Source organism: Kitasatospora sp. NBC_00315 (assembly GCF_041435095.1).
Lineage (GTDB): Bacteria > Actinomycetota > Actinomycetes > Streptomycetales > Streptomycetaceae > Kitasatospora.
Genome location: NZ_CP108025.1, coordinates 3,170,610 through 3,195,559, shown reverse-complemented (window position 1 = coordinate 3,195,559; position 24,950 = coordinate 3,170,610). Strand labels below are relative to the sequence as shown.

Here is a 24,950-nt window from a genome sequence, read left to right as displayed (position 1 = left end):
CTGTGGGAGCAGGCCGCGCTGCGCGCGGGCGCGCGGCTCCTGACGGCTCTTCCGGCGTGAGGTGGCCGCTCTCCTGCTGCCCGCGAGCTGGGTACCCTCGGTGACAGTCACGCGGGCTCCCTCCCCAGATACGTACGAATTGGACGAACTCCCCGAAAACGCGGTCCGCGGTGGCGTGGTCGGACCGTCAGGATCGTACGGGAAGCCCTCCGGCGAAACCCGGGCGGATGGCTGTCAGGCCCACCGGAGCCGGGATTGAGTTCCGATCGTGATGTGAACAGGAGTTCGCAGCTACGCTTGGCGCTCGTCATGCCCAGCGGGGTGATGGCCCATGAGCAGCAGAGGGAGCGAAACGTGAAGGGCAAGGCCACACGCGGAGCCTGGCCGCGGTCGACCTGGCGCGGGCGGGCGGCGGCCGTCGCGTACGGCACGGTGGCAACCCTGCTCGTCGGCTGCACCAGCCAGGCCCTGCCGGCTGCCGCGCCGCCGGCGCCGACGGCGTCCGCCGAGCCGACGGCGACGGCCGCCGCCAGCCTCTGTTCGTCCCCGGAGACCCCCTTCCCCAAGCGGCTGGTCGACAACGGGACAAAGGTTCTGGAGCCGAACCCGTGGAACACGGCCGGCACGGTCTGCCTGGACACCCCGGGAGCGACCGGCTTCGTGGTGTCGGCGGTGCGTGAGTTCGTCCCGAAGGCCCCGCTGGCACCGGGCGCCTACCCCAACATCTCCACCGCCCCCGGCGCGAGCGGGCTGCCCGTCCCGGTGAGCGCGTTGGGCGACGCGACCAGTGACTGGGACGCCTCGGCGGGCAAGGTGGCCGGCTCCTACAACCTCTCCTACGACCTCTGGTTCGGCCCCAGCCCCGACAACTGCCTCCCGGGCGAGAGCGCGGAGGTGATGATCTGGCTGGACTCCACCGACAGCACCCAGCCGGCCGGCAAGAAGGTCACCGACGCCCAGACCGTGGGGGACTCGACGTTCGACGTCTACCAGGCGCCCGTCACCGGCCCGCACAGCGTGATCAGCTACGTGCGGACGACGCCGACCCACAGCGCCCACGGTCTGAACCTCCGGCTCTTCACCGCGGACGCCCTGACACGCGGCTACGTCCCGCCGGCCTCCTACCTGTGCCGGGTGCAGGCGGGCTTCGAGATCTGGAGCGGCGGGGTGGGCCTTCGGAGCTCCTCGTTCGCCTTCCACAACCGGGTCGGCCTGCCGGTCGGCGAACTGACGGCCGGTGCGCCCGGCGTCTGCCTGCGGTACGGCGGCGGCGGGGCGGCGGGCGCGCCGGTGACGGTCGGCGCCTGCGGGGACCCGGCCGGGGCGACCGCCTGGACGGTGGGCAACGACGGTTCGCTGCGCGCGGGCGCGGCATGCCTGGCACCGACCGGGGACGGCGGTTCGGCGGCGCTGTCCCGCTGCACGGGGGCCGCCGCACAGCGGTGGTGGTCCGGGGCCGGCCAGACCCTGGTGCACCGGGAGTCGGGCCTGTGCCTGGACACCGCCGACGGCGTGCTGGCGGTGGGTGCGGCGGTCGCTCTCAGACCGTGCCGCGGCGGGGACTCGCAGCACTGGACGCTGCCGTACAACGGCCTCTCGTAGCGCGCAGCGTTCCATCTTGGTCACACCCCACGGGGCTTGGGGGAGTGATGCCTTACCATTCCGACACATGAGCGATCGACCGGTACCGGCTGGTGAGCCGGGCCAAACCCCAGGGTGGCCCCCGCAGCAATCGCCGACCGGCCCGGCCGGCGCCGGCCCCGGCGCGCCGCAGCCACCCTGGGGGCCGGGCGGCTTCCAGCCGCAGGGCCCTTCCGAGCCGGACTGGGCGGCGCTGGCGGCCAGTCACGAGCAGCAGCAGCGGAAGCGACGGCGCCTGTTCCGGCTCGGCGGGGCGGCCGTCGCCGTCCTGGTCGTCGGCGGCATCGTCGTCGGCGCCGTGCTGGTGACGGGCAAGAAGTCGGACACCCCGCAGGCCGACGGCACCAGGAGCCCTGCCGCGAGCGCGAGCGCGAGCGGCTCCAAGGACCCGGCCCCGACGGCGAGCGGCACTCCGCACGGCATCCAGGGGCCGCCGACCGTCGGCTCGCTCCCGGCGACCAAGGGGAGCATCGCCCTCGGTCTGGGATCCGATGCCAAGCCGGGCGCGGTGCCCGGGGTCCAGGGCCAGGTCCTCAAGCTCCCCAGCGGACAGAACTCCTTCGCCCAGACCGCCGAGCAGGTCATCGACACCAGCAAGAGCTTCACCGTCTCCGCCCGGGTGCTCGTCGACGTCCCGGCGGGCAACCGCAGTGCGGTCAGCCAGGGCGACGGCCAGTACTACTCCTTCGCGCTCGGGCGCAGCGCCTCGGACAGCCGCAACCTCTGGTACTTCAAGGTCCAGCTCCCCGGCGGCGGTTCCGCGGTGGCCTACTCCAAGGGTGACGCGACGGTCAATCAGTGGGCGGTGCTGACCGGCGTCTACGACGACGCGACCCGGCAGATCACGCTGTACGTCAACGGTGTGGCCCAGGCGTCCGCCCCGGCCTCCGGCATCCAGGAGAGCGGTACCGACGCACTCCAGGTGGGCCGGCTCAGCTCGAACTCGCAGTGGACCGATCCCTGGCACGGGGCGGTCCTGGACATCCAGACCTGGGGCCAGGTGCTGCCGGAGGCCGACATCGTCAAGATCGTCGCAGGTGCGAGCTCCCCGCCGGCCACCGCGCCCGCGAACGCCTGGCTCACCGGCTGAGCCCGCCCGACGGGCCGACGGCCCGTCGGGTGGTGGGACACGGCGACCGGGCGCCGGACCACGGCGCCGGGGCGCGGGCCCGCCCCGGCGCCGACAAGCAGTTCGAGCCCCGACACGTGCCGTAGGGGCACGGGACCCCGAGTGAGGAAACACCTGATGAGTGCGGACGGCCGTTGGATCCGGCCCGAGTCGACCCGACGGCCGATCCTGGCGCCGCTCGCCCCCGGCCCGGCGGACGCCCGGCCGGCGGGCGCCGCGGGGGCGCCGCCCCGCGGCGCCGACGGAGCGACCTCGGGCGCCGGCTCCCGCCGGCGCCCGGGCCGGCCCGCGGAGCCGGTGCCCCGGCCGCCCCGGCCCGCGTTGCGACCCGACCTGCTCCCGCTGTTCGCGGTCCTGCTGGTCCAGGGAGTGCTCTCGTACCACCTGCTCGTCAGCAACACGGCCTTCGTGGACGAGGGCACCTACATCTACGCGGGCTACCAGGAGATCGCGAACCTGGTGCACGGCACGCCGGTGGCGACCTACGAGACCTTCTTCTCCGGATCCCCGCTGATCTATCCGGTGATCGTGGCCCTCGCCGACATGGCGGGCGGCCTGACCGGTGCCCGGCTGCTGAGCCTGCTCTTCATGCTGTCCGCCACGGTGGCCGTCCACCTCGCCACCCGGCGCCTCTACGGCTCGCTCGCGGCCTTCTGCGCGGCGGCGTGCTTCGCGGCGCTCGGGCCCACCCAGTTCCTCGGCGGACTGGCCACCTACGACTCGATGGGGCTGGCGGTGCTGGCCTGGGCCGGCTACCTCGCGGTCCGGCTGACCACCGGCGGCGGGTACCCGAGTCTGGTCCTCTCCGGCCTGCTGCTGGCGCTGGCCGGCTGCACCAAGTACGCCGCGCTGCTCTGGGTGCCGGTCGTTCTCGGCATCGCGGTCCTGGCCGGGCCCGGGGGCCCGCCCGGGGCCTGGTTCCGCTGGAAGCGGGGCCTGTTGTTGATGTTCACCTTCCTGCTGGCCCTCGCCGCGGCGGCGGGGTTCGCCGGTGAGCGGTACATCAGCGGCTTCGACCACACCACCCTCAAGCGCGCCCCGGGCCACGACGCGTACGGGTACGTGGCGGGGGAGGCAGCCAAGTGGGTCGGCGCCCTGCTGGTGGTCGCGCTCGTCGGCGTGGTGGTGCAGCTGGTGGCCGCGCGCAGGCGCGGTCCGGAGGGCTGGTCCGAGTTCTGGCTCGCGGTGGTGCTGCTGGTGGGCGGAGTGCTCGCGCCGGCCAACCAGATCCGCATCCACACCTGGCTCTCCCTGCAGAAGCACGTCGACTTCGGGGCCTGGTTCGCCTGCATCGTGGCGGGCCTGCTGCTGGCCCGGATCGTCACGGTGCTGAGGAGCAGGGCCCACGTCGCGGTCGGGATCGTGGCGGTGGCCCTGGTGGTCGTACCGCTCGGGTACGCGGGGTCGGGCCAGGGGCGGACGATGTTCGGCGAGTGGACGGACTCGAAGGACTTCGTGGCCGCGCTGGACCCGTACGTGCGCAAGGGGACCGACCGCTACCTGGTCGAGAACTACAACGTCCCCGCCTACTACCTGCGCGAGTCGTCCAACTGGCAGCAGTGGAAGGACCTGGTGGGTGTCTACCGCCGGGACCCGGCCACCGGTACGCAGCAGACCGGGGTGCCCGCCATCCAGGCCGGTATCGAGGCGCACGAGTGGAAGGTGGTGGTCCTGGACTTCACCCAGACGGGCGACACCGACCGGGCGATCCAGCCGACCCTCAAGCAGGCCGGCTACCGGGTGGCCACCGTGGTGAAGAGCGGCGAGCGGGGCCGGTACACCATCTACGTGGCGCCCGACTACGACAAGCAGTAGCCGGATGCTCCCTCAGAAGGTCATCGAGTAGACCATCAGGTCGATTCCCGGCGCCGGTGACCAGTCGCGCCCGGGGGCCCGGGTGAATCCCACCCGCCGGTAGACGCGGTGTGCGGCGAGCATCCCGGGCCGGGTGGAGAACGCCATGCCGGTGAGCCCGAGTTCGCGGCTGCGGGCGACCGCCGCGCGCACCAGGGCCTCGCCGACGCCGCGGCCGCGGGCGGCGCCGCCCGCGGCCAGCATCCGGATCTCGCTCTCGTGCTCGGCGGCGATGTCGGCCCAGTCGGTGCCGCCGACGGCGAGGGTCACACAGCCGAGGACCTGTCCGTCTGCGTCGACCGCGACGAGGAGTTCGGCCTCCCGGGCCCGGCGGGCGGCGTCGCGCAGAAGGCCGACGTAGCCGCTGTCGGGCGCGGTGTGGCCGTCCCCGACGAAGGCCTCGACGCAGACCTCGCCCGCACCCGGGAGGTCCTCCTCGCGGGCGTGGCGGATGACGATGTCCATCGGGCCAGTGTGCCCGAGGACGGCGCGGAGGGGGCCGGGAGGGTGCCGGCCGACCGGTCGCAGGCGCTGCCGGGGGCGGCGCGGCCGGGGTCGCCGTGCAGCCGGTCGGGCGCGTCGGGGTCGGCGGGGTAGCCGGTCGGACGGTGCCAGTTGTCCCGCCCGTGGCCGCTGTTGCGGTCCACGTCGCGGCCGACCAGCAGACCGAGCAGGCCGAAGCCGCCGACGGCACCGACCAGGGCGAGTGCGCTTGCGAGCGTCGAGGAGTCCATGGCTCCACTCTCGCGGCGCCGCGCGGCCGCCACGAGTGGCAGGAATGCCCGATCCCGTCGAAATACTGCCACCGGGCCTCTGGCGCGCGCCCGCCGGGCGCGGCATCCTGGACGGCATGCTCACGAACGTCGTCGCCGTCGTCCTGGAAGAGGTCCACCCCTTCGAACTCGGCGTGGCCTGCGAGGTCTTCGGCCTCGACCGCAGCGAGCAGGGCCTGCCGGTGTACGACTTCGCGGTGGCCGGCGAGCGCACGGGCCCGCACGGCACCCACGCAGGCTTCACCATGGACGTGCCGCACGGCCCCGAGCGCCTCGCCACCGCCGACCTGGTGGTGGTCACCGCGACCGGCGTACGCGAGCGCTACCCGGCCCCCCTGGTGCGGGCGGTACGGGAGGCGGCCGAGCGCGGCGCGCGGGTGCTGTCGATCTGCAGCGGCGCCTTCCTGCTCGGGGAGGCCGGGCTGCTCGACGGCCGCCGCTCCACCACCCACTGGCGGCACGTCGACGAGCTCGCCCGGCGCTTCCCGCACACCGTCGTCGAACCCGACGTCCTCTACGTGGACGAGGACCCGGTGATCACCTCGGCCGGTACGGCGGCGGGCATCGACGCCTGCCTGCACCTGGTCCGCCGGCTGCAGGGGGCCGAGGTCGCCCGGGGCATCGCCCGCCGGATGGTGGTCGCCCCGCACCGGGAGGGCGGCCAGGCGCAGTTCGTCGCCCGGCCGCTGCCCCAGGACGACGGCGCTCCGCTCGGCGGGCTGCTCGACCGGATGCGCCACCAGCTGGACCAGGAGTGGACGGTCGACCGGCTGGCCGCGCTGGCCCACATGTCCCCGAGGACCTTCGCCCGGCGCTTCCAGCAGGAGACCGGCACCACCCCGCACCGCTGGCTCACCGGCCAGCGCCTGCTGCTCGCCCAGCGCCTGCTGGAGGGCACCGACGAGCCCGTCGACGCGATCGCCGCCAGCTGCGGCTTCGGCAACGGCGCGACCTTGCGGCACCACTTCGGCCGCTGGCTGGGCACGAGCCCGCTGGCCTACCGCCGGACCTTCGCCGGCGGCCCCTGGGCCGGGGCGCCGGAGCTGCGGGTCTGACCCCGCCGGAGCCGCGGCCGCGGCGGGGCCGGCCGGCTCAGCCGTCCGCGGACAGGTGCTCGATCGCGTTCCAGCGCTCTCTGCGCAGCCGGCCGTCCGCGGCCCGCCACACGCTGGTCGAGCAGTTGCGGACCTGTTCCAGCTCCAGCAGCTGCTGCTCGGTGAGCCGGTCCAGCGCGTAGCGCAGCATGAGCACGGTGCAGTCGTGCGCCACCAGCAGGACCGGATTCCCGTCCTCCTCCTCCCGCAGGTCGCGCAGGCAGCTGCGGACCCGCAGGGCGACGTCCGACCAGGACTCGCCGCCCGGCGGCCGGTAGTACAGCTCGCCCATCTTGCGCCGCCGGTCGGCCTCCTGCGGGTGCTGGGCCTCGATCGCGGCCCGAGGCAGCATCTCCAGGATGCCCAGCTCGCGGTCGCGCAGCCGCTCGTCGTAGCGGACGGCCAGCGAGATCGGGACGGCCCCGAGGCCGGCCGCCTGGGCGAGCGCGATCCGGGCCGTCTCGGCGGTCCTGACGTAGGGGGAGCACCAGACGCTGCGCGGACGGTCCGCCGCGGGCAGCCCGGCCCACCAGTGGCCGAGCGCCTGCGCCTGCCGGCGGCCGTTCATGGAGAGCGGGATGTCGGCGTCCCGGCAGCTGATCGGCACGCTCAGCGCGCCGGCAGCCTCGGCCAGCTGGAACTCCACGTTGGCGGTGGACTCGCCGTGCCGGGTGGCGATCAGCACGGACGGCTGACGGGAGGCGGGCGCGGGCCGGTGCCGGCCGTTCACCGGCCGCCGGCCCTTCACCTGGTAGACGGCGGCGGGCTGCCCCCCCGGCTGCCGGTCCGCGGGCTGCTCGGCGGGTTGCCGTCCGCCGGGCTGCACGTCGGGCTGCACGCCGGGCTGCTGTCCGTTCAGGGTGGTGCCGAGCTCTGCCATGGCCGCTGCTCCCCGTTGTGGTCGAGGTTGTCGTCGAGTACCCCGGACGGTCCGCTCATACATATGATCGCGCCGCCCTCTCCAGTGTTCACGGAGGGGACGGCGCGATCACAGGGCGCGCGCAGGGTGTATCAGTGCGCCGCCACCGGCACCGGCGCGTTCTCGACCTGCTCCTCGCCGGCCTCCGCCCGGTAGTCGGACGGGCTGGTCTCGTCGACGCCCTCGGGGGCCTTGAAGGCCCGCAGCACCAGCGTCAGCACCACGGCGACCAGCAGGTTCAGCACGAAGGCGGTCACGCCGATGTAGCCGATCTCCCCGATGCCGGGGATCTCGGCCGCGCTGCCGCCGAAGTGCTTCGTGGTGGCGGCCTTGATCCCGTAGGCCGTCCAGGTGCCGTAGACCATGCCGACCGCCCAGCCCGCGAGCAGGGCCCAGCGGTGGAACCAGCGGGTGAACAGGCCGCCGACCAGCGAGACGAAGGTCTGCAGGATCCACAGGCCGCCGAGCAGCTGCAGGTTGATCGCGAACTGCTTGTCCATCAACAGGACGAAGGCCAGTGCGCCGACCTTCACCAGCAGCGAAGCGATCTTGGCGACCCTGGTCTCCTCGGCCGCGGTGGCGGTCGGCTTGATGAAGTCCTTGTAGATGTTGCGGGTGAACAGGTTGGCGGCCGCGATCGACATGATCGCGGCCGGCACCAGCGCGCCGATCCCGATCGCCGCGAAGGCGACCCCGGTGAACCAGTCCGGGAACATGTCGGCGAACAGCTGCGGCACCGCCAGCTGCGCGTTGTAGCCCTTGACGCCCTTGCCGACCCCGGCCGCGATGGCCATGAAGCCGAGCAGTGCCAGCAGGCCCAGCATGAACGAGTACGCGGGCATGATCGCCATGTTGCGCCGTACCGTCCGGCGGGACTTCGAGGCGAGCACGCCGGTCACCGAGTGCGGGTACATGAACAGCGCCATCGCTGATCCGAGCGCCAGTGTGGCGTACGTCCACTGCGCGCTCTCCGGCGTGACCAGGAAGCCGGTGGGCTTGCCGGTGACCGGATTGGGCTTCTCGAACTTCTGGGCGGCGGCGTCGAAGATGTGGCCGTAGCCGCCGAGCCGCATCGGGATGTAGATCACCGCGACGATGATCACGATGTAGACCAGGGTGTCCTTGACGAAGGCGATCAGGGCCGGCGCCCGCAGTCCGGAGGAGTAGGTGTACGCGGCCAGCACCGCGAAGGCCAGGAACAGCGGCAGGTCCTTGACGAACCAGTTGGAGTTCTCGCCGCCGCCGACGCCCAGCACGTCCAGCACCGCCTGGATGCCGACCAGCTGGAGCGCGATGTACGGCATGGTGGCGAGGATCCCGGTCAGCGCGACCGCCAGCGAGAGGACCTTGGAGCCGTAGCGCCCGCGGACGAAGTCGGCGGTGGTGACGTACCCGTGCACCCGGGCGACCGACCAGAGCCGCGGCAGGAAGAGGAAGACCAGCGGGTACGCGATGATCGTGTACGGCACCGCGAAGAAGCCGGCCGCGCCCACGCCGTAGATCACCGCCGGTACGGCGACGAAGGTGTACGCGGTGTAGAGGTCCCCGCCGAGCAGGAACCAGGTGACCCAGGTGCCGAAGCTGCGGCCGCCCAGGCCCCACTCGTGCAGGTGCTGGGCGTCGTCCGCCCGGCGCCAGCGCGAGGCGAGGAAGCCCATCACCGTGACCAGCGCGAAGAAGACCAGGAACACGGTCAGGGCGAGCACGTTGACGTGGTGGTTCATCCGAGCTCACCGGCCCGGGCGGCCTTGCGGGCCCTCTCGTCGCGGGTGATCAGCAGGTAGGCGGCCACCGTGAAGAGGGCCGACGCCGGGACCCAGAGCATCTGGTACCAGTAGAAGAACGGGATCCCGCCCAGTCTCGGCCCGGTCTTGGCGTACGAGGAGACCCAGAGCAGCGCGACGATCGGGACCAGCAGACTGAGCCCGGCCAGTACGCGCTCCGGCGTGACCACGGGCACCGGGACGGGTGGCGGTTCGGGCAGGGACTCTTTCACTTCGACATCTGACGACACGCACGGCTCCCGCTGAAGAGGTGTCACCTCGTCGGCGCCGCAGCCCGGAGCGCGGAGCTCCCCGAACCCGCCGAGCAGCACCGCTGGTGATCGGCTCATTACCGCTGCGGAATGTAGAGCACGACGTGACCGATGTCACCCGGCTTCACGGAACTCACCCATGTGGTTCGTCCCCCTCCGCTCGCCCGGGAGGAGGGGCGGCCCGTGCCGAGCACGGATCGGCGCGCCCCGGTGCACCCGGGAGCACGGCAGCGTACGGCGGCGCGCGGCAGCGTACGGAGGAGTACGGAGGAGTACGGCAGCGTACGGCGATGCCCGGCGCACGCGGGGTGCGCCGGGCAGGTGGTGCGCCTGGATGCGCCGGAGCGGTGCGCGGGGGCTACCTCGGCCGCTGGAGGCGGGTGATGAACTTGTAGCGGTCGCCGCGGTAGATCGAGCGCACCCACTCCACCGGCGCGCCGTCGGCGTCGAAGGAGTGCCGGGCGAGCTGGAGCATCGGCAGGCCGAGGTCCGAACCGAGCAGGCCGGCCTCGCGCGGGTTGGCCAGGGTGGTCTCGATGGTCTCCTCGGCCTCGGCCACGGTGACCCCGTACACCTCGCGCAGCGCGGTGTAGAGCGAGTTGTGCTTGACCAGGTTGCGGCGCAGTGCCGGGAAGCGCTTGGCGGAGAGGTGGGCCACCTCGATCGCCATCGGGTCGCCGTTGGCCAGCCGCAGGCGCTCGATCCGCAGCACCCGGCCGCCGGCCTTGATGTCCAGCAGCGGGGCGAGCCGGTCGTCCGCGGTGATGTAGCCGACCTCGATCAGCCGGGAGGTGGGCTCCAGGCCCTGGGCGCGCATGTCCTCGGTGTAGGAGGTGAGCTGCAGGGCCTGGGCGACCTTGGGCTTGGCGACGAACGTCCCCTTGCCCTGGATGCGCTCCAGGCGCCCCTCGACCACCAGCTCCTGCAGGGCCTGCCGGACGGTGGTGCGGGAGGTGTCGAACTGGGCGGCGAGGGCCCGCTCGGGCGGTACCGGGGTGCCGGCCGGCTGGGTCTCGGTCAGCTGGAGCAGGTGGCGCTTGAGACCGTAGTACTTCGGCACCCGGGCGCCCGCCGGGGCGGGCTGCGTCGGGAGGCTCTTCGCCTGGGGGTCGTTCACCTGGGCTGTGGTGCCCCCGTCGCTGGTCATCGGCCGTCTCTCCTGCCCCTTGCGGGACCCCTGCGGCTCCGCACTTTGTTCAACGGCACACATCGTTGCATGTATGGCCGGGGAACGAACACCTCATCACGCGATGAACGATGAGCGGTGTCGGCTTGATAACAGGTGCTCCGGAATGGTCCGAGGACCGTTGACACACCCATTGGTCTAGGCCAAGCTCCAGGCATCTGGTCTACACCACTGCAGGCCAGACCCTATGAATTCCAACCCGTCCCATGGGTCCGCGGCACCTTACCTACCAGTATGCGTGGGTCTGCCGCTGCCACCGATGGGGGGAAACCCTGGCATCCCTCAGGAGGATGGCGTGAAGCGTCAGCTCATCGCGGCGGTCGGCGTCGCAGCAATGGTCGTCGGTCTGGCTGCCTGTGGTTCGGACGGCAAGAAGGCCGACGACGCCAGCGGCAAGGCCAAGGACTACACCGGCAAGACCGTGACCGCGTGGTTCATGGACGGTTCGGCGCCGCAGGCGTGGCAGGACGGCGTCAAGGCCGACTTCGAGGCGCAGTACCCGGGTGCCAAGCTCAACATCCAGGTCCAGAAGTGGGACGGCATCGGCCAGAAGGTCACCACCGCCCTCTCCGAGGGTTCGGTCGACCTCCTGGAGATCGGCAACACCCAGACCGCGGGCTACGCCGCGACCGGCGGCCTCGCCGACCTGACCTCGGCCAAGGCCGACCTCGGTGGCAAGGACTGGGCCGCCAACCTGAACGAGTCCTCGGTGATGGACGGCAAGCAGTACGCCGCCCCGTGGTACTTCTCCAACCGCGTCGTGATCTACAACAAGGCGCTCTGGACCAAGGCCGGCATCACCGGCACCCCGAAGACGCTGGACGAGTTCTACGCCGACCTCGACAAGCTGAAGACCACCGAGGGTGTCACCAACCCGATCTACCTGCCCGGCCAGGAGTGGTACACCTACTTCGGCCTGATCGCCGGCAGCGGCGGCAAGATCGCGAAGCAGGACGGCTCGAACTGGGTCGGCAACCTGGAGTCCCCGGAGGCCAAGGCCGCCTTCGCGACCTACCAGAAGCTGCAGAGCTACTCCAGCGCGCCGAAGGACAAGGACGAGGCCACCCCGCAGCAGATGACGCTCTTCCCCAAGGGCGACGTCGGCGCGATGATCGGCCTCGGCTGGGAGGCCCCCGCGGCCAAGGACATGCCGGCCGAGAACGTGGGCTACTTCCCGCTCCCGGGTGTGACCGCCGACAAGCCGTCCGGCGTCTTCCTCGGTGGCTCGAACCTGGCCATCCCGGCCGCGGGCAAGAACCAGGACCTGGCCAAGGGCCTGCTCAAGATCGCGCTCTCGGACAAGTACGAGGGCCAGATGGCCACCACCGGCCTGATCCCGAACAAGGCCTCGCTGAACAACCTGGCCACCACCCCGTTCGCGCAGGCGGCCATCCCGGCCAGCGCCAACGGTGCGACCACGCCGAACATCGCCTCCTGGGCGAACGTCGAGAACAACCCGAACCCGATCAAGGACTTCATGACCGCGGTCCTCACGGGTACGGACTACGACACGGCCGCCAAGAAGTACGACGCGGAGATCACCAAGCGTCTCGGCCAGAAGCAGTAGTACCCGAGCGGCGTCGCTCACCGGCTCCCCTCCGACGGGAGAGGTGAGCGGCGCCGCCGCCCTGTTGTGGCCACTTGTCGGCCAGGCGTGCGAGGAAGAGAGAACGATGGCTTTGCATTCGGAGCGGGTGCAGACTCGGTCCCCGGAACCGGGGAAGGGTGACACGGTGACCGCTGATATGACCGCCGGCCCCGTCGTGGACGGCGGGAACCCGGTCCGCAGACCGGCCGGCCCGAGTCTGCTGAGTAAGGGCGCGCCGTACCTGCTGCTGCTGCCCGCCATCGTGGCCACTCTGGCTCTGCTCGGCTGGCCGCTGGTGAAGACGCTGCTGCTGTCGTTCCAGAACATGAACAAGCGTCAGCTGATCCTGCACCTGACCGAGTGGAACGGCTTCGACAACTACACCGCCCAGCTCTCCAGCTCCGAGTTCTGGCACACCGCCGGCCGCTCGGTGGCCTTCACGCTGGTCAACGTGATCCTGATCATGGTCTTCGGCACGCTGACCGGCCTGCTGCTCAACCGGCTCGGCAAGAAGATGCGGCTCTTCCTCTCCGTCGGCCTGATCATGGCCTGGGCGATGCCGTTCGTGGCCCAGTCCACCGTCTTCACCTGGCTCTTCGACTCCCACTACGGCGTCGTGAACTGGGGCCTGGACAAGCTCGGCTGGCACAGCATGGCCACCTACAACTGGTACAGCTCGCAGCTCTCCACGTTCTTCGTGATCGTGCTACTGATCGTCTGGGGCTCGATCCCGTTCGTGGCGTTCAACACGTACGCGGGCCTGACCACCATCCCGACCGAGCTGTACGAGGCGGCCCGGATGGACGGCGCCGGATCGTTCAAGATCTTCAGCGCGGTGATCTTCCCGAGCCTGAAGCCGTTCTTCCTGGGGACGACCTTCCTGGAGATCATCTGGGTCTTCAAGTGCTTCACCCAGGTCTTCACCATCAACAACGGCGGGCCCGAGCGGCTCACCGAGACGCTCCCCGTCTACGCCTTCGTCGAGGGCATGGGCAACCAGCACTACGGAATCGGCGGCGCGATCGCCATGCTCACCATCGTGATGCTTGGTGTGGCGATGACGTACTACTTCCGGATCATCATGAAGCAGGAGGACGAGCTGTGAGCCGCTCTTTCCTTGGACGCAGCTGGGCCAACGTCGTCGCGGTCCTCCTCTTCGTCTTCTTCGCCTTCCCCGTCTACTGGATGGCCACCACGGCCTTCAAGCAGAACGGGGACATCATCAGCAAGACGCCGGTCTTCCTCCCGCTGAACGGCACGCTGGAGCACTTCACCACCGCCACCGGCGCCCCGCAGTTCTGGGAGATGGTGAGCAACAGCGTCATCGTCACCGTCTCCTCGGTCGTCGCCTCGCTGGTGATCGCCACCCTGGCGTCCTTCGCGATCGCCCGGATGAAGTTCCGGGGCCGCAAGACGTTCATCCTGGTGATCATGCTGGCCCAGATGGCGCCCTGGGAGGTCATGGTGATCGCCGTCTACCTGATCGTCCGTGACAACGGCATGCTCAACAGCCTGATCCCGCTGACGATCTTCTACATGATGATGGTGCTCCCCTTCACGATCTGGACGCTGCGCGGCTTCATCTCCGCGGTGCCCAAGGAGCTGGAGGAGTCGGCGATGGTGGACGGCTGCACCCGTCCGCAGGCCTTCATCAAGGTGGTCTTCCCACTGCTGGCCCCCGGTCTGATGTCGACCTCGCTCTTCGGCTTCATCACCGCCTGGAACGAGTTCCCGCTCGTCCTGGTCCTCAACAAGGCCACCGGGCCCGGCACCACGCAGACCCTGCCGCTCTGGCTGACCTCGTTCCAGACCACCTTCGGCGACGACTGGGGTGCCACCATGGCGGCCTCCACGCTGTTCTCCCTGCCGATCCTGGTCCTCTTCCTCTTCCTGCAGCGCAAGGCCGTCGGCGGCATGACCGCCGGCGCGGTGAAGGGCTGACGTCCGGTGAGCATCCTGATCCCCAGTGCCCAGGCCAGCGACCAGCTGCACCGCGACGCGCTCGCCGTGCTCCAGCCCGGCTTCGTCGGCTCCACCCCGCCCGAGTGGCTGCGCCGGCACATGGCGGCCGGCCTCGGTTCGGTGGCCCTGTTCGGACGCAACGTCACGGACGCCGCCCAGCTGACCGCGCTCACCGCCGCCCTGCGCGCGGAGAACCCGGACATCCTGGTCGCCATCGACGAGGAGGGCGGCGACGTCACCCGCCTGGAGGTCGGCTCCGGCTCCTCCTGGCCCGGCAACCTCGCCCTCGGCGCGATCGACGACCCGGCGCTGACCCGCGACGTCGCCCGGGAGCTCGGCCGCGCGCTGGCCGCCTGCGGCATCAACTACAACTGGGCGCCGTCCGCCGACGTCAACTCCAACCCGGGCAACCCGGTCATCGGCGTGCGCTCCTTCGGCGCCGACCCCGAGCTCTGCGCGCGGCACACCGCCGCCTGGGTCGAGGGCCTCCAGTCGGCCGGTGTCGCGGCCTGTGCCAAGCACTTCCCGGGGCACGGCGACACCAACATCGACTCGCACCACGGGCTTCCGCTGATCGACGTCGACGTGGACCTGCTGCGCTCGCGTGACCTCGTCCCGTTCAAGGCCGCCATCGCGGCCGGGGCGAAGGCCATGATGACGGCCCACATCATGATCCCGGTGCTCGACCCCGAGCTGCCGGCCACGCTCAGCAAGGCCGTGCTCAACGACCTGCTGCGGGCCCGTCCGGAGGACGGCGGCCTCGGCTACGACGGCCTGATCGTCACCGACGCGATCGAGATGGGCGCCATCGCGGACACCTACGGCATCGCCGAGGGCACGCTGCTGGCCATCGAGGCCGGGGCCGACGCGATCTGCGTCGGCGGCGGGCTCGCCGACGAGGACACCGTGATCCAGCTGCGCGACGCCATCGTGACGGCGGTGCGCTCCGGCCGGCTCGGCGAGGAGCGTCTGGCGGACGCCGCCCAGCGGGTCCGCAACCTCGGCAGCTGGGCCCGGATCGAGGCCCAGGGCGAGCGGCTGGAGCCCGATCTGGCGATCGGCCTGCAGGCCGCCCGCCGGGCCCTGCGCGTGGTCCGCGCCCCGGGCCTGGCGGTGGCGCCGGTGACGGACCGTCCGTACGTGGCCTCGTTCTCCCCGCAGGCGAACATCGCCGTCGGTGACGAGACGCCCTGGGGGGTGGCGGGCATCCTGGCGGCCCGTCTGCCCGGCACCCGTACCGAGGACTTCGGTCCGGACGAGGCCTCTCCCGAGCGGCTGGACGCGCTGGTCGCCCGGGTGGTCGCCGGGGCGCAGGGTCGTCGGCTGGTCCTGATGGTCCGTGACGTGCACCGCTACGACTGGATGTCGGCGGCGCTGCACCGGCTGGTGGCGGCCCGTCCGGACGCACTGGTGGTCGAGATGGGCGTGCCCCAGGCGGCGCCCGTCGGAGCCCTGCACATCGCCACCCACGGCGCCGCACGGGTGTGCGGGCTGGCGGCGGTCGAGGTGCTCACCGGGCAGCCGCAGGCGATGGGCTGAGCGAACGTCGGACATCGGGCCAGGGGCCGTCGGAGGATCTCTCCGACGGCCCCTGGCCCCTTTTCGGGTTCCGGATGGTCCCGGCCGGCTCCCGGTGACCGTGCTCCCTCAAGCGGGCCTTAAGGGAGCCTTAAGGCCAACCGATGGTGATGGTTCGATCGCGTACGGCCACTTCGGGCAACAGGCTGACAACAGGTCTGCAACGGCACTCCCCGGTAGGCCATTTGAGCGTTGACACCGCGAGTGGTCTAGGCCAAGCTCCAGGAATCTGGTCTGAACCACTCATGGCCGGATGTGGTATTGACCCCTCCCAAGCTCCGCGCTGCCCGCCCCGTTCTCCGGGGCGGCTCGATCACGCTGCCGGTGGGCACAGGTTTTTGCACCCTCGGGAGGATGACGTGAAGCGTCAGCTCATGGCGATGTTCGGGATCGCGGCCCTGGCCGCCTCGGTCGCGGGATGTGGCGCCGGCGCCAAGCCCGCCCACGACGGGGCCGGCTCCTCGGCGGACCCGAAGGAGATGACCGGCACGGTCACGGTCTGGCTGATGAACGACGCCCAGACCAGCTGGCCGGAGCTGGTCCAGCAGGTCAACGACGACTTCGCGGCCAAGTACCCCAAGGTCACCCTGAAGCTGGCGTACCAGGAGTGGACCCAGAAGGTCGCCAAGCTGGACGGCGCGCTGGAGCAGGGCAACGCCCCGGACGTGGTCGAGCTCGGCAACACCGAGACCATGAAGTACATCCTCAACGGCTCGCTCGCGCCCGTCGACAAGACCACCTTCGACAACGCCGACAGCTGGATCCGGGGCCTCGTCAACACCTGTACGTACCAGGACAAGCTGTTCTGCGTGCCGTACTACGCGGGTGCGCGGGTCGCCATCTACAACTCGGCGATGCTCCAGCAGGCGACCGGCGGCGCGGACCTCCCGCAGACCGAGGACGAGCTCAGATCCGCGCTCGACAAGGTGCAGGACAAGAACAAGGCCGACAAGACCTTCTCCTCGCTGTACCTGCCCGGCCCGTACTGGTACGCCGCGATGAGCTACGTGTCCGCGTTCGGCGGATCGATCGCCCGCTTCGACAGCGCCGGCAACTGGCACGGCACGCTGAGCACCCCGGAGTCCCAGAAGGGCATCCAGTACTTCGCCGATCTGGTGAAGAAGTACAACCACGGGGATCTGACGGTCAACGAGAGCGGCCAGGCCACCGTGCTGGCCCGCAAGCACGCCGCCGTGATGTACGGAAACGGCTGGGAGGCCGGCAGCGCCGTCGCGCCGGTCACCGGGGAGCCGACCCTGAAGGACTCGGTCAAGGTGGCGACGATGCCGGGCCCGAACGGCAAGCCGCTGCCCTCCTTCATCGGGGGCTCCGACCTCGCGGTGACCTCGAAGTCGCCGGTGCAGGCGCTGGCCGCGGACTGGATCCGGATGTTCACCAGCACCAAGTCCGAGCAGGTCCTGGCGGACAAGGACATCCTGCCGAACAACCTGGTCCAGCTGGACCCGCTGAAGAACAAGCCCGCCACCGCGGCCGCCGCCAACGCGGTGCCGGATGCCTGGTTCACCCCGCTGGCGCCGGGCTGGGGTGCGATCGAGAAGCAGAACGTGCTGGTCGACATGCTGAACTCGATCATGGGCGGGAAGTCGGTGGACCAGGCCACCAAGGAGGCCGACGCCCAGATCGACCAGCTGATCAACAAGCCCTCCTGACCCGTTCGGGGCCGCCACCACGAACCGAGAGCACCGCCCGGCCCCGGGCGGTGCTCCCGGCTGTCCCGCCCCGGGGTGCGCCCGTAGGATTGCCGCTGGAACCATCGCAGCGAGTGTGCGGACTCGCCGCCGTAGAGGCCCCCGCAGGGCAGCCGCCCGTGCGGGGTTGATCCATCTCATCGGAGGCACCCCTGATGTCCGACCCTCAGACCGTCCCGACCGTTCCCGGCAGGATCATGGCGGCGGAGATGGCCGAGCAGCCGGCCGTCCTGCAGCGCATCCTCGACGAGGGCGCCCCGAGGATCCGCGAGATCGCGGCCGAGATCGCCTCCCGCGGTCCGCGGTTCGTCCTGCTCACCGCGCGCGGCACGTCCGACAACGCGGCGCTGTACGCGAAGTACCTGATCGAGATCCTGCTCGGCAAGCCGGCCGGCCTGACCTCGATGTCCACCACCACCGCCTACGGCGCCGAGCCGGATCTCACCGACGTGCTGGTCATCACCGTCAGCCAGTCCGGCGGCTCGCCCGACCTGGTCGCCTCCACCAGGGCGGCCCGCGAGGCCGGCGCGATCACGCTCGCGGTGACCAACAACGCGGCCTCGCCGCTGGCCGAGGTGTCCGAGTTCCACATCGACGTGCTGGCCGGCCCGGAGAAGGCACTGCCCGCCACCAAGACCTACACGGCGGAGTTGCTGGCGCTGTACCTGCTGGTCGAGGGCCTGCGCGGCGGTGACGGCGCCGCCGCCGAGGATCTGCCGGGGCTGGCCGCCGGCATCCTGGCCCGCCAGGGCGAGGTCAGGGCGCTGGCCGAGCGCTACCGCTTCGCCCAGCGCCTGGTGATCACCTCGCGCGGCTACGGCTACCCGACCGCCCGCGAGGCGGCCCTGAAGCTCATGGAGACCACCTACATCCCCGCCTCGCCCTTCTCGGGGGCGGACCTGCTGCACGGGCCGCTGGCCATGGTGGACAACGTCTCCCCGGTCATCGCGATCGTTCCGGACGGCAAGGGCGGAGAGGCCCTGCAGCCCGTCCTGGACCGCCTGCGCGGCCGGGGGGCGGACCTCGTGGTGATCGGCCAGCAGGCCCAGGTCGACGCCGCCTCGGCGGGCTTCGCGCTCCCCTCCGGCGTACCCGAGGAGGTCCAGACGATCCTGGAGATCCTCCCGCTCCAGCTGCTGGCGTACGAGGTGACCATCGCCCGCGGCCAGGATCCGGACGCCCCCCGCGCACTGGCGAAGGTCACCGAGACCCACTGAGGCCGGCGCACCGACGGCGAGACCCCCGTCCACAGCCTGTGGACGGGGGTCTCGCCGCGTCGACGGGGGAGGGGCCGCCGGGCCGCCGGCCGGGCCCGGAAAGCACTACGGGCCACGGCGCCGACACGGGACCCTCAACCCATGCGGCACCGTAGCCCGGAGCTGTCGTCGGACGCCGGATGTGATCGAGAACTGTGCGGGGTCCTCGCTCGGCGGTGTCCGACCGAGGAGTGGCCGCGCGCGGTCAGGGCAGTTTGCGCGGGGGCCTCTCCTTGGTGCTCCTTCATTGTGGACTAGACCAATCCGGGTTGTCCAGGGCATCTCCGGGATTGGTCTGGACAACCTCCGGGGGCCCGCCGACAGGGCCCGCCGGCGGCCCTGCGGCTACGCTCACCCTGTGCCCTCGCTGAATGAACTCGTCCGCCGCCACACCACCCTGACCGGTGCCGACGTGGACTGGCTCCACAATCTGGTCTCGGAGTGGCAGCTGCTCTCCGACCTCTCCTTCGCCGACCTGGTGCTCTGGATCCCCACCTGGGACGGCATCCGGTACGTCTCGGTGGCCCAGATGAGGCCCAACACCGGCCCCACGTCCTACCAGGACGACATGGTCGGCCACCTCGTCCCGCGCGGCCGCCGTCCGCTGCTGGACGCCGCCTTCGACGAGGGGCGGATCGTCCGCGAGGGCGACCCGGAGTGGCGCGAGGAGGTGCCGGTCCGGGTCGAGTCGATCCCCGTCCGGCGCGAGGGCAAGGTGCTCGGGGTGATCGCCCGCAACACCAACCTGTTGACCGTGCGCACGCCGAGCCGGCTGGAGCTCACCTATCTGCAGAGTGCCTCCGACCTCGCGCAGATGATCGCGGCCGGCTCCTTCCCGTACCCCGGCGTCGAGCAGACCGACATGGACGCCGCGCCCCGGGTGGGCGACGGGCTGATCCGGCTCGACGCGGACGGCATCGTCACCTACGCCAGCCCGAACGCGCTCTCCGCCTACCACCGGCTCGGACTGACGACCGACCTCGTGGGCAGCCACCTGGGCCGCAGCACGGCCGAGCTGGCCCCGCCCTCACGAGGCGCGGTGCACGAGGCGCTGGTGAAGCTGGCGAGCGGCTGGGCGCCCCGCCAGACCGAGGTGGAGGCACAGGGCGGAGTGGTGACCCTGCGCGCCATCCCGCTCAAGCCCAAGGGGGTGCTCACCGGCTCGCTGGTGCTCGCCCGGGACGTCACCGAGCTGCGCCGGCGCGACCGCGAGCTGATGACGAAGGACGCCACCATCCGGGAGATCCACCACCGGGTGAAGAACAACCTGCAGACGGTCGCCGCGCTGCTGCGGCTGCAGTCGCGGCGGATGGACTCGGACGCCGGACGGGCGGCCCTGGACGAGGCGGTGCGCCGGGTCGGCTCGATCGCGATCGTGCACGAGACCCTCTCGCAGACCCTGGACGAGCAGGTCGCCTTCGACGAGATCGCCGACCGGGTGCTGGCGATGGTGATGGAGCTCTCGCAGGACGGCCGGGTGGCGACCCGCCGCAGCGGCAGCTTCGGCATCCTGTCCGCCGAGGTCGCGACCCCGCTGGCGATGGTGCTGACCGAGCTGCTGCAGAACGCGCTGGAGCACGCCTTCGGCGGCAAGGACGCGGGCAACCTGGAGGTCAGCGCGCTGCGCGGGCGGGCTCCGTCCACCGGGATGGGCTGGTCGGAGAGCTGGAACGGCGGCGCCAAGCCGGACGAGTACCTGCTGATCACCGTGCAGGACGACGGACGGGGGATGCCCGAGGGCTTCGACCCGCAGCAGGCCGGCAATCTCGGTCTGCAGATCGTCCGGACGCTCGCCACGGGTGAGCTGGGCGGCACCTTCGACATGGTGGCCGCACCGGACGGCGGCACCAAGGTGGTGCTGGAGATTCCGGTGCGCTGAACGGAAGTTGGGGGCGCGCGCTGCTGGGCGGGCGCCCCTGGGGGGGCTTCGACGGCGCCCGGCCGCGGAGACGAAAACGAGGCCCTGTCGACCGGGGGGGTGGGTCGACAGGGCCTCTCAACCCGTTCCGGCCGTCGGGGGGAGTCGGCCGGAACGGGGGCTCTGGGTGCGACGCTCAACGACGCGTTGCGCACGGTGAGCGGCCTAGGCCCACGATATTGCTCTCAGTGAGCAGTATCAAGTACCTGGGCCGCTCGGCGTCGCGGAACCTCACCGGAGTGCGGTCCGCCATACGGAAGGCTTCGCCAGAAGAGGCAGGGAAGCCCTTGATCATGGGTTGATCGGGTACTGCGGTCGAAAACGGGTACCGCCTCGGCGGTACCGGGACCGACGGGCGTGGCCGACGGTCGGTTGTTGCCGGGAGATCAGGCGGTGCGGGCGCGGTTGCGGGCTGCGCGGCGCTTCATCGCGCGACGCTCGTCCTCGCTCATACCGCCCCAGACGCCGGCATCCTGGCCGGTCTCAAGAGCCCACTGCAGGCACTGCTCCATAACGGGACAGCGGCGGCACACGGCCTTGGCTTCCTCGATCTGCAGCAGAGCAGGACCGGTGTTCCCGATCGGGAAGAAAAGCTCCGGGTCCTCTTCGCGGCAGACAGCGCGGTGGCGCCAGTCCATGGTCGTCCAACTCCTCCTGCCGGCGGGCGGTGGCCCGGGCCGGCACAATCGATGGCTTGTGAATGTGAACGCTTTCACGAATCCCGCAACAGCAAAAGGGACCAAAGGCCCATCGGGCCCGGGTGGTCTGTGCTGGGGTGGGGTTCGGGTGATTCAGGGGAATCGTTGCGGCCGCGTCCGTCAGGCTCTGACGTTGTTGCCGCTGCGATGCGTCCCGATCGCCATGTAGAGGTTCGCAAACCTCGGGCCCGGATACAACCCCCTTCGGTCAGGAATTTTTGATTCTTCGGTGTCGCCTAGCTCACAGCCCGTACTTCTATGGAGTGAAGGGGGCTTGTGCGTTCGAGAAGAAGGGCAGAACCCCCTTCCAGTCACACAATCACACGCAGTGCCCGCCGAACGCCTGTGAAACTGACGCGACTCCTGTCTCCAAGGTGGTCCCCGTCGACCTGAAACGGGGCCGGTTCCTGCGAAACCAAGGTGAAGTGCCGGACGTCGTGATAGGAGACGACGTGCTTTCCGGACGGCCCGGCAGCCGGCGTCTCATCCGTCGAAGGCGCGTACGACCGCAGGATCTGACGGACCGTTCGAGCCGTGCCGAACGCCGTCATCCGGGTGATGCCGAAGACGTCGAGGTCCGTGTCGAAGGAGGCGAGCGGCGAGGGATACACCGGACGGTTCCCGAGGAACGTCCACGGCGAGGTGTTGCTGACTATCGCCAGCACCAGGCCCGGAGTCGGTGCCCGGCCCGGAATCTCCAGGGTCACCGGGCCGGAACGGCGGTGCTCACGTTCGGTGACGTAGTGCCGCAGGGCCTGGCCCACGTACAGGGCGTGCGTCGACCTGCGCCCTGCCTTGCGCTGCTCCTCGACGCGGCCCACCACACCGGCGTCGAAGCCGAGGCCCGCGGTGAAGGTGAACCACCGGTCGGGCAGCCCCTCGGTCATCGCCTTGCCCAGGCCGACCGGGCGCTCCCGGCGTCCGTCCAGGGCGTCCAGCAGGACGCCGGTGGCCTCCACCGGGTCGTTGGGCAGGCCGAGCGCGCGGGCGAAGACGTTCGTACTGCCGCCGGGGACCACCGCGAGCCGCGGCACCCGCTCACCCGGGCCGTGTGCGAGCAGGCCGTTCACGACCTCGTTCACCGTGCCGTCGCCCCCCAGGGCCACCACGAGGTCCACCGCGCCGTCGTCGGCCGCCTGCCGGGCCAGGTCGCGGGCGTGTCCCCGGTACTGGGTGTGGGCGACCTCCAGCTTGAGGTCGCTGCGCAGCGCGTGGGTGAGGACATCCCTGGTGCGGGCACTGGTGGTGGTCGCCTTCGGATTAACGACCAGGAGAGCGCGCATGCACCCAGCCTACGGGGCGGTAGCCGGAGGGCGGCGGCTACCCTGCTGGAGTGACCGCAGAAACCGACAGCCCCCCGCCCGCCACCGCCTCCCGGCCCACCACGCTGCGCGTGGGTGCGGCGATCACCGCGCTCCAGGGCGCGGCGCTGGTCGTCTGGGGCGGCTACGACATGGTCGCCGCCCTGACCGGCGAGACGATGAACCGGGGCCTGACCGAGTTCGGCGGGCTGGTGATCCTGCTGCTCGGCCTGCTGCCGCTGCTGGCCGCCAGGGCGCTGCTGAGGGCCCGCGCGTGGGGCCGGAGCCCGGCGGTGCTGACCAACTCGATCTGCCTGCCGGTGGCCTACTACATGTGGCAGAGCGGCGGCGCCACGGCGGCCGCGGGCGTGGCCGTGGGGCTGCTCGGGGTGGTCGGTATCGGCGCGCTGCTGAACCCCACCGCGACCGCCGTGCTGTACCCGCCGCGCGAGGTCTGAGCGCCCCGTCGCCGAACGGCCGGAGGCCGGCACCCCGCGAGGGGGTGCCGGCCTCCGGCCGTTCGGGCCTACTCCTCGACGAGCAGCTTCTCGCGCAGCTGCGCGAGGGTGCGGGCGAGCAGCCGGGAGACGTGCATCTGGGAGATGCCCACCTCGGTCGCGATCTGCGACTGCGTCATGTTCCGGAAGAACCGCAGCACCAGGATCTTCTGCTCCCGGGGCGGGAGTTGGGCCAGCAGGGGCTTGAGCGACTCGCGGTACTCGACGCCCTCCAGCGCCTCGTCCGTCGTCCCCAGGGTGTCCGCCACGGCCGGCGACTCGTCGTCGCTGTCCGGGACGTCCAGGGAGAGCGTGCTGTACGCGTTGGCGGACTCCAGGCCCTCCAGCACGTCCTCCTCGGAGATGCCGAGGTGCTCGGCCAGCTCGTGCACGGTGGGGGAGCGCCCGTGCCGCTGGGAGAGCTCGCTGGTGGCGGTGGTGAGCGAGAGCCGCAGTTCCTGGAGCCGGCGCGGGACGCGGACCGCCCAGCCCTTGTCCCGGAAGTGCCGCTTGATCTCGCCCACGATGGTCGGCGTCGCGTAGGTGGAGAACTCCACCCCTCGCTCGTGGTCGAAGCGGTCCACGGACTTGATCAGGCCGATGGTGGCGACCTGGGTCAGGTCGTCCAGCGGCTCGCCGCGGTTGCGGAAGCGCCGGGCCAGGTGCTCCACCAGGGGGATGTGCATCCGGACCAGCTGGTTGCGCAGTTCCACCCGTTCGGGTGAACCTTCGGGCAGTGCCGAGAGCCGGACGAACAGCGCGCGGGCCGCCTCCCGGTCCGGCGCCCCGGACCGGTGCGGGGTCGGCTGCGCGGGGACCGCCGGTCGGATCGGCGAGCCGGCGGCCGGCGCGGCGTCCGCGGCGGTGAGGCCGGTGTCGGCGGCGGTGGCGTCGTCCTCGGCCGACGGCTCGGCCGACGACTGCGTGGGCGACGGGTCAGACGTCGGCTCGGTCGGCTGGCTCATCCGGTGGGCGTCCTTCGGGTGCGCGTCGTCGTGGGCGGCGAGGCCGGGAACGCTCGCCTGGGGCGGTACGGCCGGCGCGAGGGCGGCTGCCCCGGCGGCGGCGATGGCGGGCACGTCGGCGGCGCCGGCCGGTCGCCGGTCGACACCCGCACGGTCCAGATCACTCACGGCCATTCCCCCGTTCCGTTCCGGGAGCACCGGGGCCACGGGCGTGGCCCCGGAGTCATCACTGTGGGTCGTACCGCGTTGGGCGGTACCGGGTGCCGTACGCGCGGCCCGGGTGTGCCGGGCGTACGGCCCTATGTTCTCCATGGGTACGGCTTCTCGACGGATCGGCCTCTGGCCCTACGGGTGGGCCGGCGAACCGCCGCGCTTCTTGTGCAGGCTGATCGACACCGTCTTGTCCGGGGCGACCGAGGACTCCACCTCGCCGGCCAGCGCCGAGAGCACCGTCCAGGCGAAGGTGTCCCGCTCGGGGGCCCGGCCGTCGGTGGTCGGCGCCGCGACCGTGACCCGGAGCGAGTCGCCGACCAGCCGGAACTCGCAGCACAGGACCGAACCCGGCACCGCCTGCTGGAGCAGGATGGCGCAGGCCTCGTCCACCGCGATCCGGAGATCCTCGATCTCGTCCAGCGTGAAGTCCAGCCGGGCCGCGAGGCCCGCCGTCGCTGTTCGCAGCACCGAGAGGTAGGCCCCGGCAGCGGGCAGCCGGACCTCCACGAAGTCCTTCACTCCGGGCTCGCCGTCGATCTGGGACACCCTCACCTCCTGGGTGACGCGCTGTGCTTCCGGCCTCGAGGCCGCGGCACTGTCTGTTGCTTGGCTCAACTGCTTCGCCCCAACTGTC

At 71.3% G+C, this 24,950-nt stretch carries 21 protein-coding genes; 12 read left to right on the top strand and 9 right to left on the bottom strand.

The features are described from left to right. Positions 1 to 354 precede the first annotated feature (354 nt). The 3 genes from OG823_RS12750 to OG823_RS12740 all read left to right on the top strand — a co-directional run bounded on the left by OG823_RS12750 (position 355) and on the right by OG823_RS12740 (position 4,585). Positions 355 to 1,602 carry a ricin-type beta-trefoil lectin domain protein gene (locus tag OG823_RS12750; protein ID WP_371479609.1) on the top strand — a complete coding sequence of 416 codons (1,248 nt, stop codon included), beginning with the start codon at positions 355 to 357 and terminating at the stop codon, positions 1,600 to 1,602. 67 nt (positions 1,603 to 1,669) lie between these two features. After that, complete coding sequence (locus OG823_RS12745) at positions 1,670 to 2,731, top strand: LamG domain-containing protein (RefSeq protein ID WP_371479608.1); 1,062 nt, start codon at positions 1,670 to 1,672, stop codon at positions 2,729 to 2,731. 156 nt (positions 2,732 to 2,887) lie between these two features. After that, entirely contained in the window at positions 2,888 to 4,585 is a 1,698-nt protein-coding gene (locus tag OG823_RS12740) for a hypothetical protein (protein WP_371479607.1), read from the top strand. Positions 4,586 to 4,597: 12 nt separating this feature from the next. Here the strand turns inward: OG823_RS12740 and OG823_RS12735 are convergent, their stop codons facing one another. Further along, complete coding sequence (locus OG823_RS12735; protein WP_371479606.1) at positions 4,598 to 5,089, bottom strand: GNAT family N-acetyltransferase; 492 nt, start codon at positions 5,087 to 5,089, stop codon at positions 4,598 to 4,600. A 385-nt stretch (positions 5,090 to 5,474) separates the two neighbouring features. Here OG823_RS12735 and OG823_RS12730 point away from each other — a divergent pair, with 385 nt between their 5' ends. Beyond that, the gene (locus tag OG823_RS12730) at positions 5,475 to 6,452 is read left to right on the top strand and encodes a helix-turn-helix domain-containing protein (protein WP_371479605.1); all 978 of its coding nucleotides are present in this window, start codon (positions 5,475 to 5,477) and stop codon (positions 6,450 to 6,452) included. A 37-nt stretch (positions 6,453 to 6,489) separates the two neighbouring features. On the opposite strand, the gene OG823_RS12725 is transcribed toward OG823_RS12730, so the two are convergent. The 4 genes from OG823_RS12725 to OG823_RS12710 all read right to left on the bottom strand — a co-directional run bounded on the left by OG823_RS12725 (position 6,490) and on the right by OG823_RS12710 (position 10,592). Continuing rightward, a complete protein-coding gene (locus OG823_RS12725) occupies positions 6,490 to 7,371 on the bottom strand; it encodes a histidine phosphatase family protein (protein ID WP_371479604.1) in 882 nt (293 codons plus the stop codon). A gap of 131 nt (positions 7,372 to 7,502) precedes the next feature. Beyond that, positions 7,503 to 9,134: a monocarboxylate uptake permease MctP gene (gene mctP / locus OG823_RS12720; protein ID WP_371479603.1), complete on the bottom strand. Its 1,632-nt coding sequence runs from the start codon at positions 9,132 to 9,134 to the stop codon at positions 7,503 to 7,505. After that, the gene (locus OG823_RS12715) at positions 9,131 to 9,406 is read right to left on the bottom strand and encodes a DUF3311 domain-containing protein (protein ID WP_371479602.1); all 276 of its coding nucleotides are present in this window, start codon (positions 9,404 to 9,406) and stop codon (positions 9,131 to 9,133) included. The genes mctP and OG823_RS12715 overlap by 4 nt, the downstream gene beginning before the upstream one ends. Before the next feature lie 397 nt (positions 9,407 to 9,803). After that, positions 9,804 to 10,592 (bottom strand): GntR family transcriptional regulator, encoded by a 789-nt coding sequence (locus OG823_RS12710; RefSeq protein ID WP_371479601.1) that lies wholly within the window; start codon positions 10,590 to 10,592, stop codon positions 9,804 to 9,806. Positions 10,593 to 10,926: 334 nt separating this feature from the next. Between OG823_RS12710 and OG823_RS12705 the strand changes: the two genes are divergently transcribed. The 7 genes from OG823_RS12705 to OG823_RS12675 all read left to right on the top strand — a co-directional run bounded on the left by OG823_RS12705 (position 10,927) and on the right by OG823_RS12675 (position 20,603). Further along, positions 10,927 to 12,198 (top strand): extracellular solute-binding protein, encoded by a 1,272-nt coding sequence (locus OG823_RS12705; protein WP_371479600.1) that lies wholly within the window; start codon positions 10,927 to 10,929, stop codon positions 12,196 to 12,198. 106 nt (positions 12,199 to 12,304) lie between these two features. Continuing rightward, complete coding sequence (locus tag OG823_RS12700) at positions 12,305 to 13,324, top strand: carbohydrate ABC transporter permease (protein ID WP_371479599.1); 1,020 nt, start codon at positions 12,305 to 12,307, stop codon at positions 13,322 to 13,324. Continuing rightward, positions 13,321 to 14,160 carry a carbohydrate ABC transporter permease gene (locus OG823_RS12695; protein WP_371479598.1) on the top strand — a complete coding sequence of 280 codons (840 nt, stop codon included), beginning with the start codon at positions 13,321 to 13,323 and terminating at the stop codon, positions 14,158 to 14,160. The genes OG823_RS12700 and OG823_RS12695 overlap by 4 nt, the downstream gene beginning before the upstream one ends. A 6-nt stretch (positions 14,161 to 14,166) precedes the next feature. After that, positions 14,167 to 15,720: a glycoside hydrolase family 3 protein gene (locus OG823_RS12690; RefSeq protein ID WP_371479597.1), complete on the top strand. Its 1,554-nt coding sequence runs from the start codon at positions 14,167 to 14,169 to the stop codon at positions 15,718 to 15,720. Positions 15,721 to 16,118: 398 nt separating this feature from the next. Beyond that, the gene (locus OG823_RS12685; protein WP_371479595.1) at positions 16,119 to 17,429 is read left to right on the top strand and encodes an extracellular solute-binding protein; all 1,311 of its coding nucleotides are present in this window, start codon (positions 16,119 to 16,121) and stop codon (positions 17,427 to 17,429) included. Positions 17,430 to 17,623: 194 nt separating this feature from the next. Continuing rightward, the gene (locus OG823_RS12680; protein ID WP_371479594.1) at positions 17,624 to 18,685 is read left to right on the top strand and encodes an SIS domain-containing protein; all 1,062 of its coding nucleotides are present in this window, start codon (positions 17,624 to 17,626) and stop codon (positions 18,683 to 18,685) included. 397 nt (positions 18,686 to 19,082) lie between these two features. Then, entirely contained in the window at positions 19,083 to 20,603 is a 1,521-nt protein-coding gene (locus OG823_RS12675; RefSeq protein WP_371479593.1) for a sensor histidine kinase, read from the top strand. Between the two features lie 425 nt (positions 20,604 to 21,028). Here the strand turns inward: OG823_RS12675 and OG823_RS12670 are convergent, their stop codons facing one another. Beyond that, a complete protein-coding gene (locus OG823_RS12670; RefSeq protein WP_014138019.1) occupies positions 21,029 to 21,280 on the bottom strand; it encodes a WhiB family transcriptional regulator in 252 nt (83 codons plus the stop codon). A gap of 371 nt (positions 21,281 to 21,651) precedes the next feature. Further along, on the bottom strand, positions 21,652 to 22,623 hold the full coding sequence (locus tag OG823_RS12665; protein WP_371479592.1) for a diacylglycerol kinase family protein: 972 nt from the start codon (positions 22,621 to 22,623) through the stop codon (positions 21,652 to 21,654). A gap of 50 nt (positions 22,624 to 22,673) precedes the next feature. On the opposite strand from OG823_RS12665, the gene OG823_RS12660 reads away from it, so the two are divergent. Next, positions 22,674 to 23,099 carry a hypothetical protein gene (locus tag OG823_RS12660; protein WP_371479591.1) on the top strand — a complete coding sequence of 142 codons (426 nt, stop codon included), beginning with the start codon at positions 22,674 to 22,676 and terminating at the stop codon, positions 23,097 to 23,099. 68 nt (positions 23,100 to 23,167) lie between these two features. Here OG823_RS12660 and OG823_RS12655 read toward each other — a convergent pair whose 3' ends face one another. Together OG823_RS12655 and OG823_RS12650 are read right to left on the bottom strand one after the other, a co-directional pair. Next, positions 23,168 to 24,271, bottom strand: a complete 1,104-nt coding sequence (locus OG823_RS12655; RefSeq protein WP_371479590.1) for an RNA polymerase sigma factor SigF — start codon at positions 24,269 to 24,271, stop codon at positions 23,168 to 23,170. A 177-nt stretch (positions 24,272 to 24,448) separates the two neighbouring features. Then, positions 24,449 to 24,862, bottom strand: coding sequence for an anti-sigma regulatory factor (locus OG823_RS12650; protein WP_371479589.1), 414 nt, complete (start codon positions 24,860 to 24,862; stop codon positions 24,449 to 24,451). Positions 24,863 to 24,950: the final 88 nt, after the last annotated feature.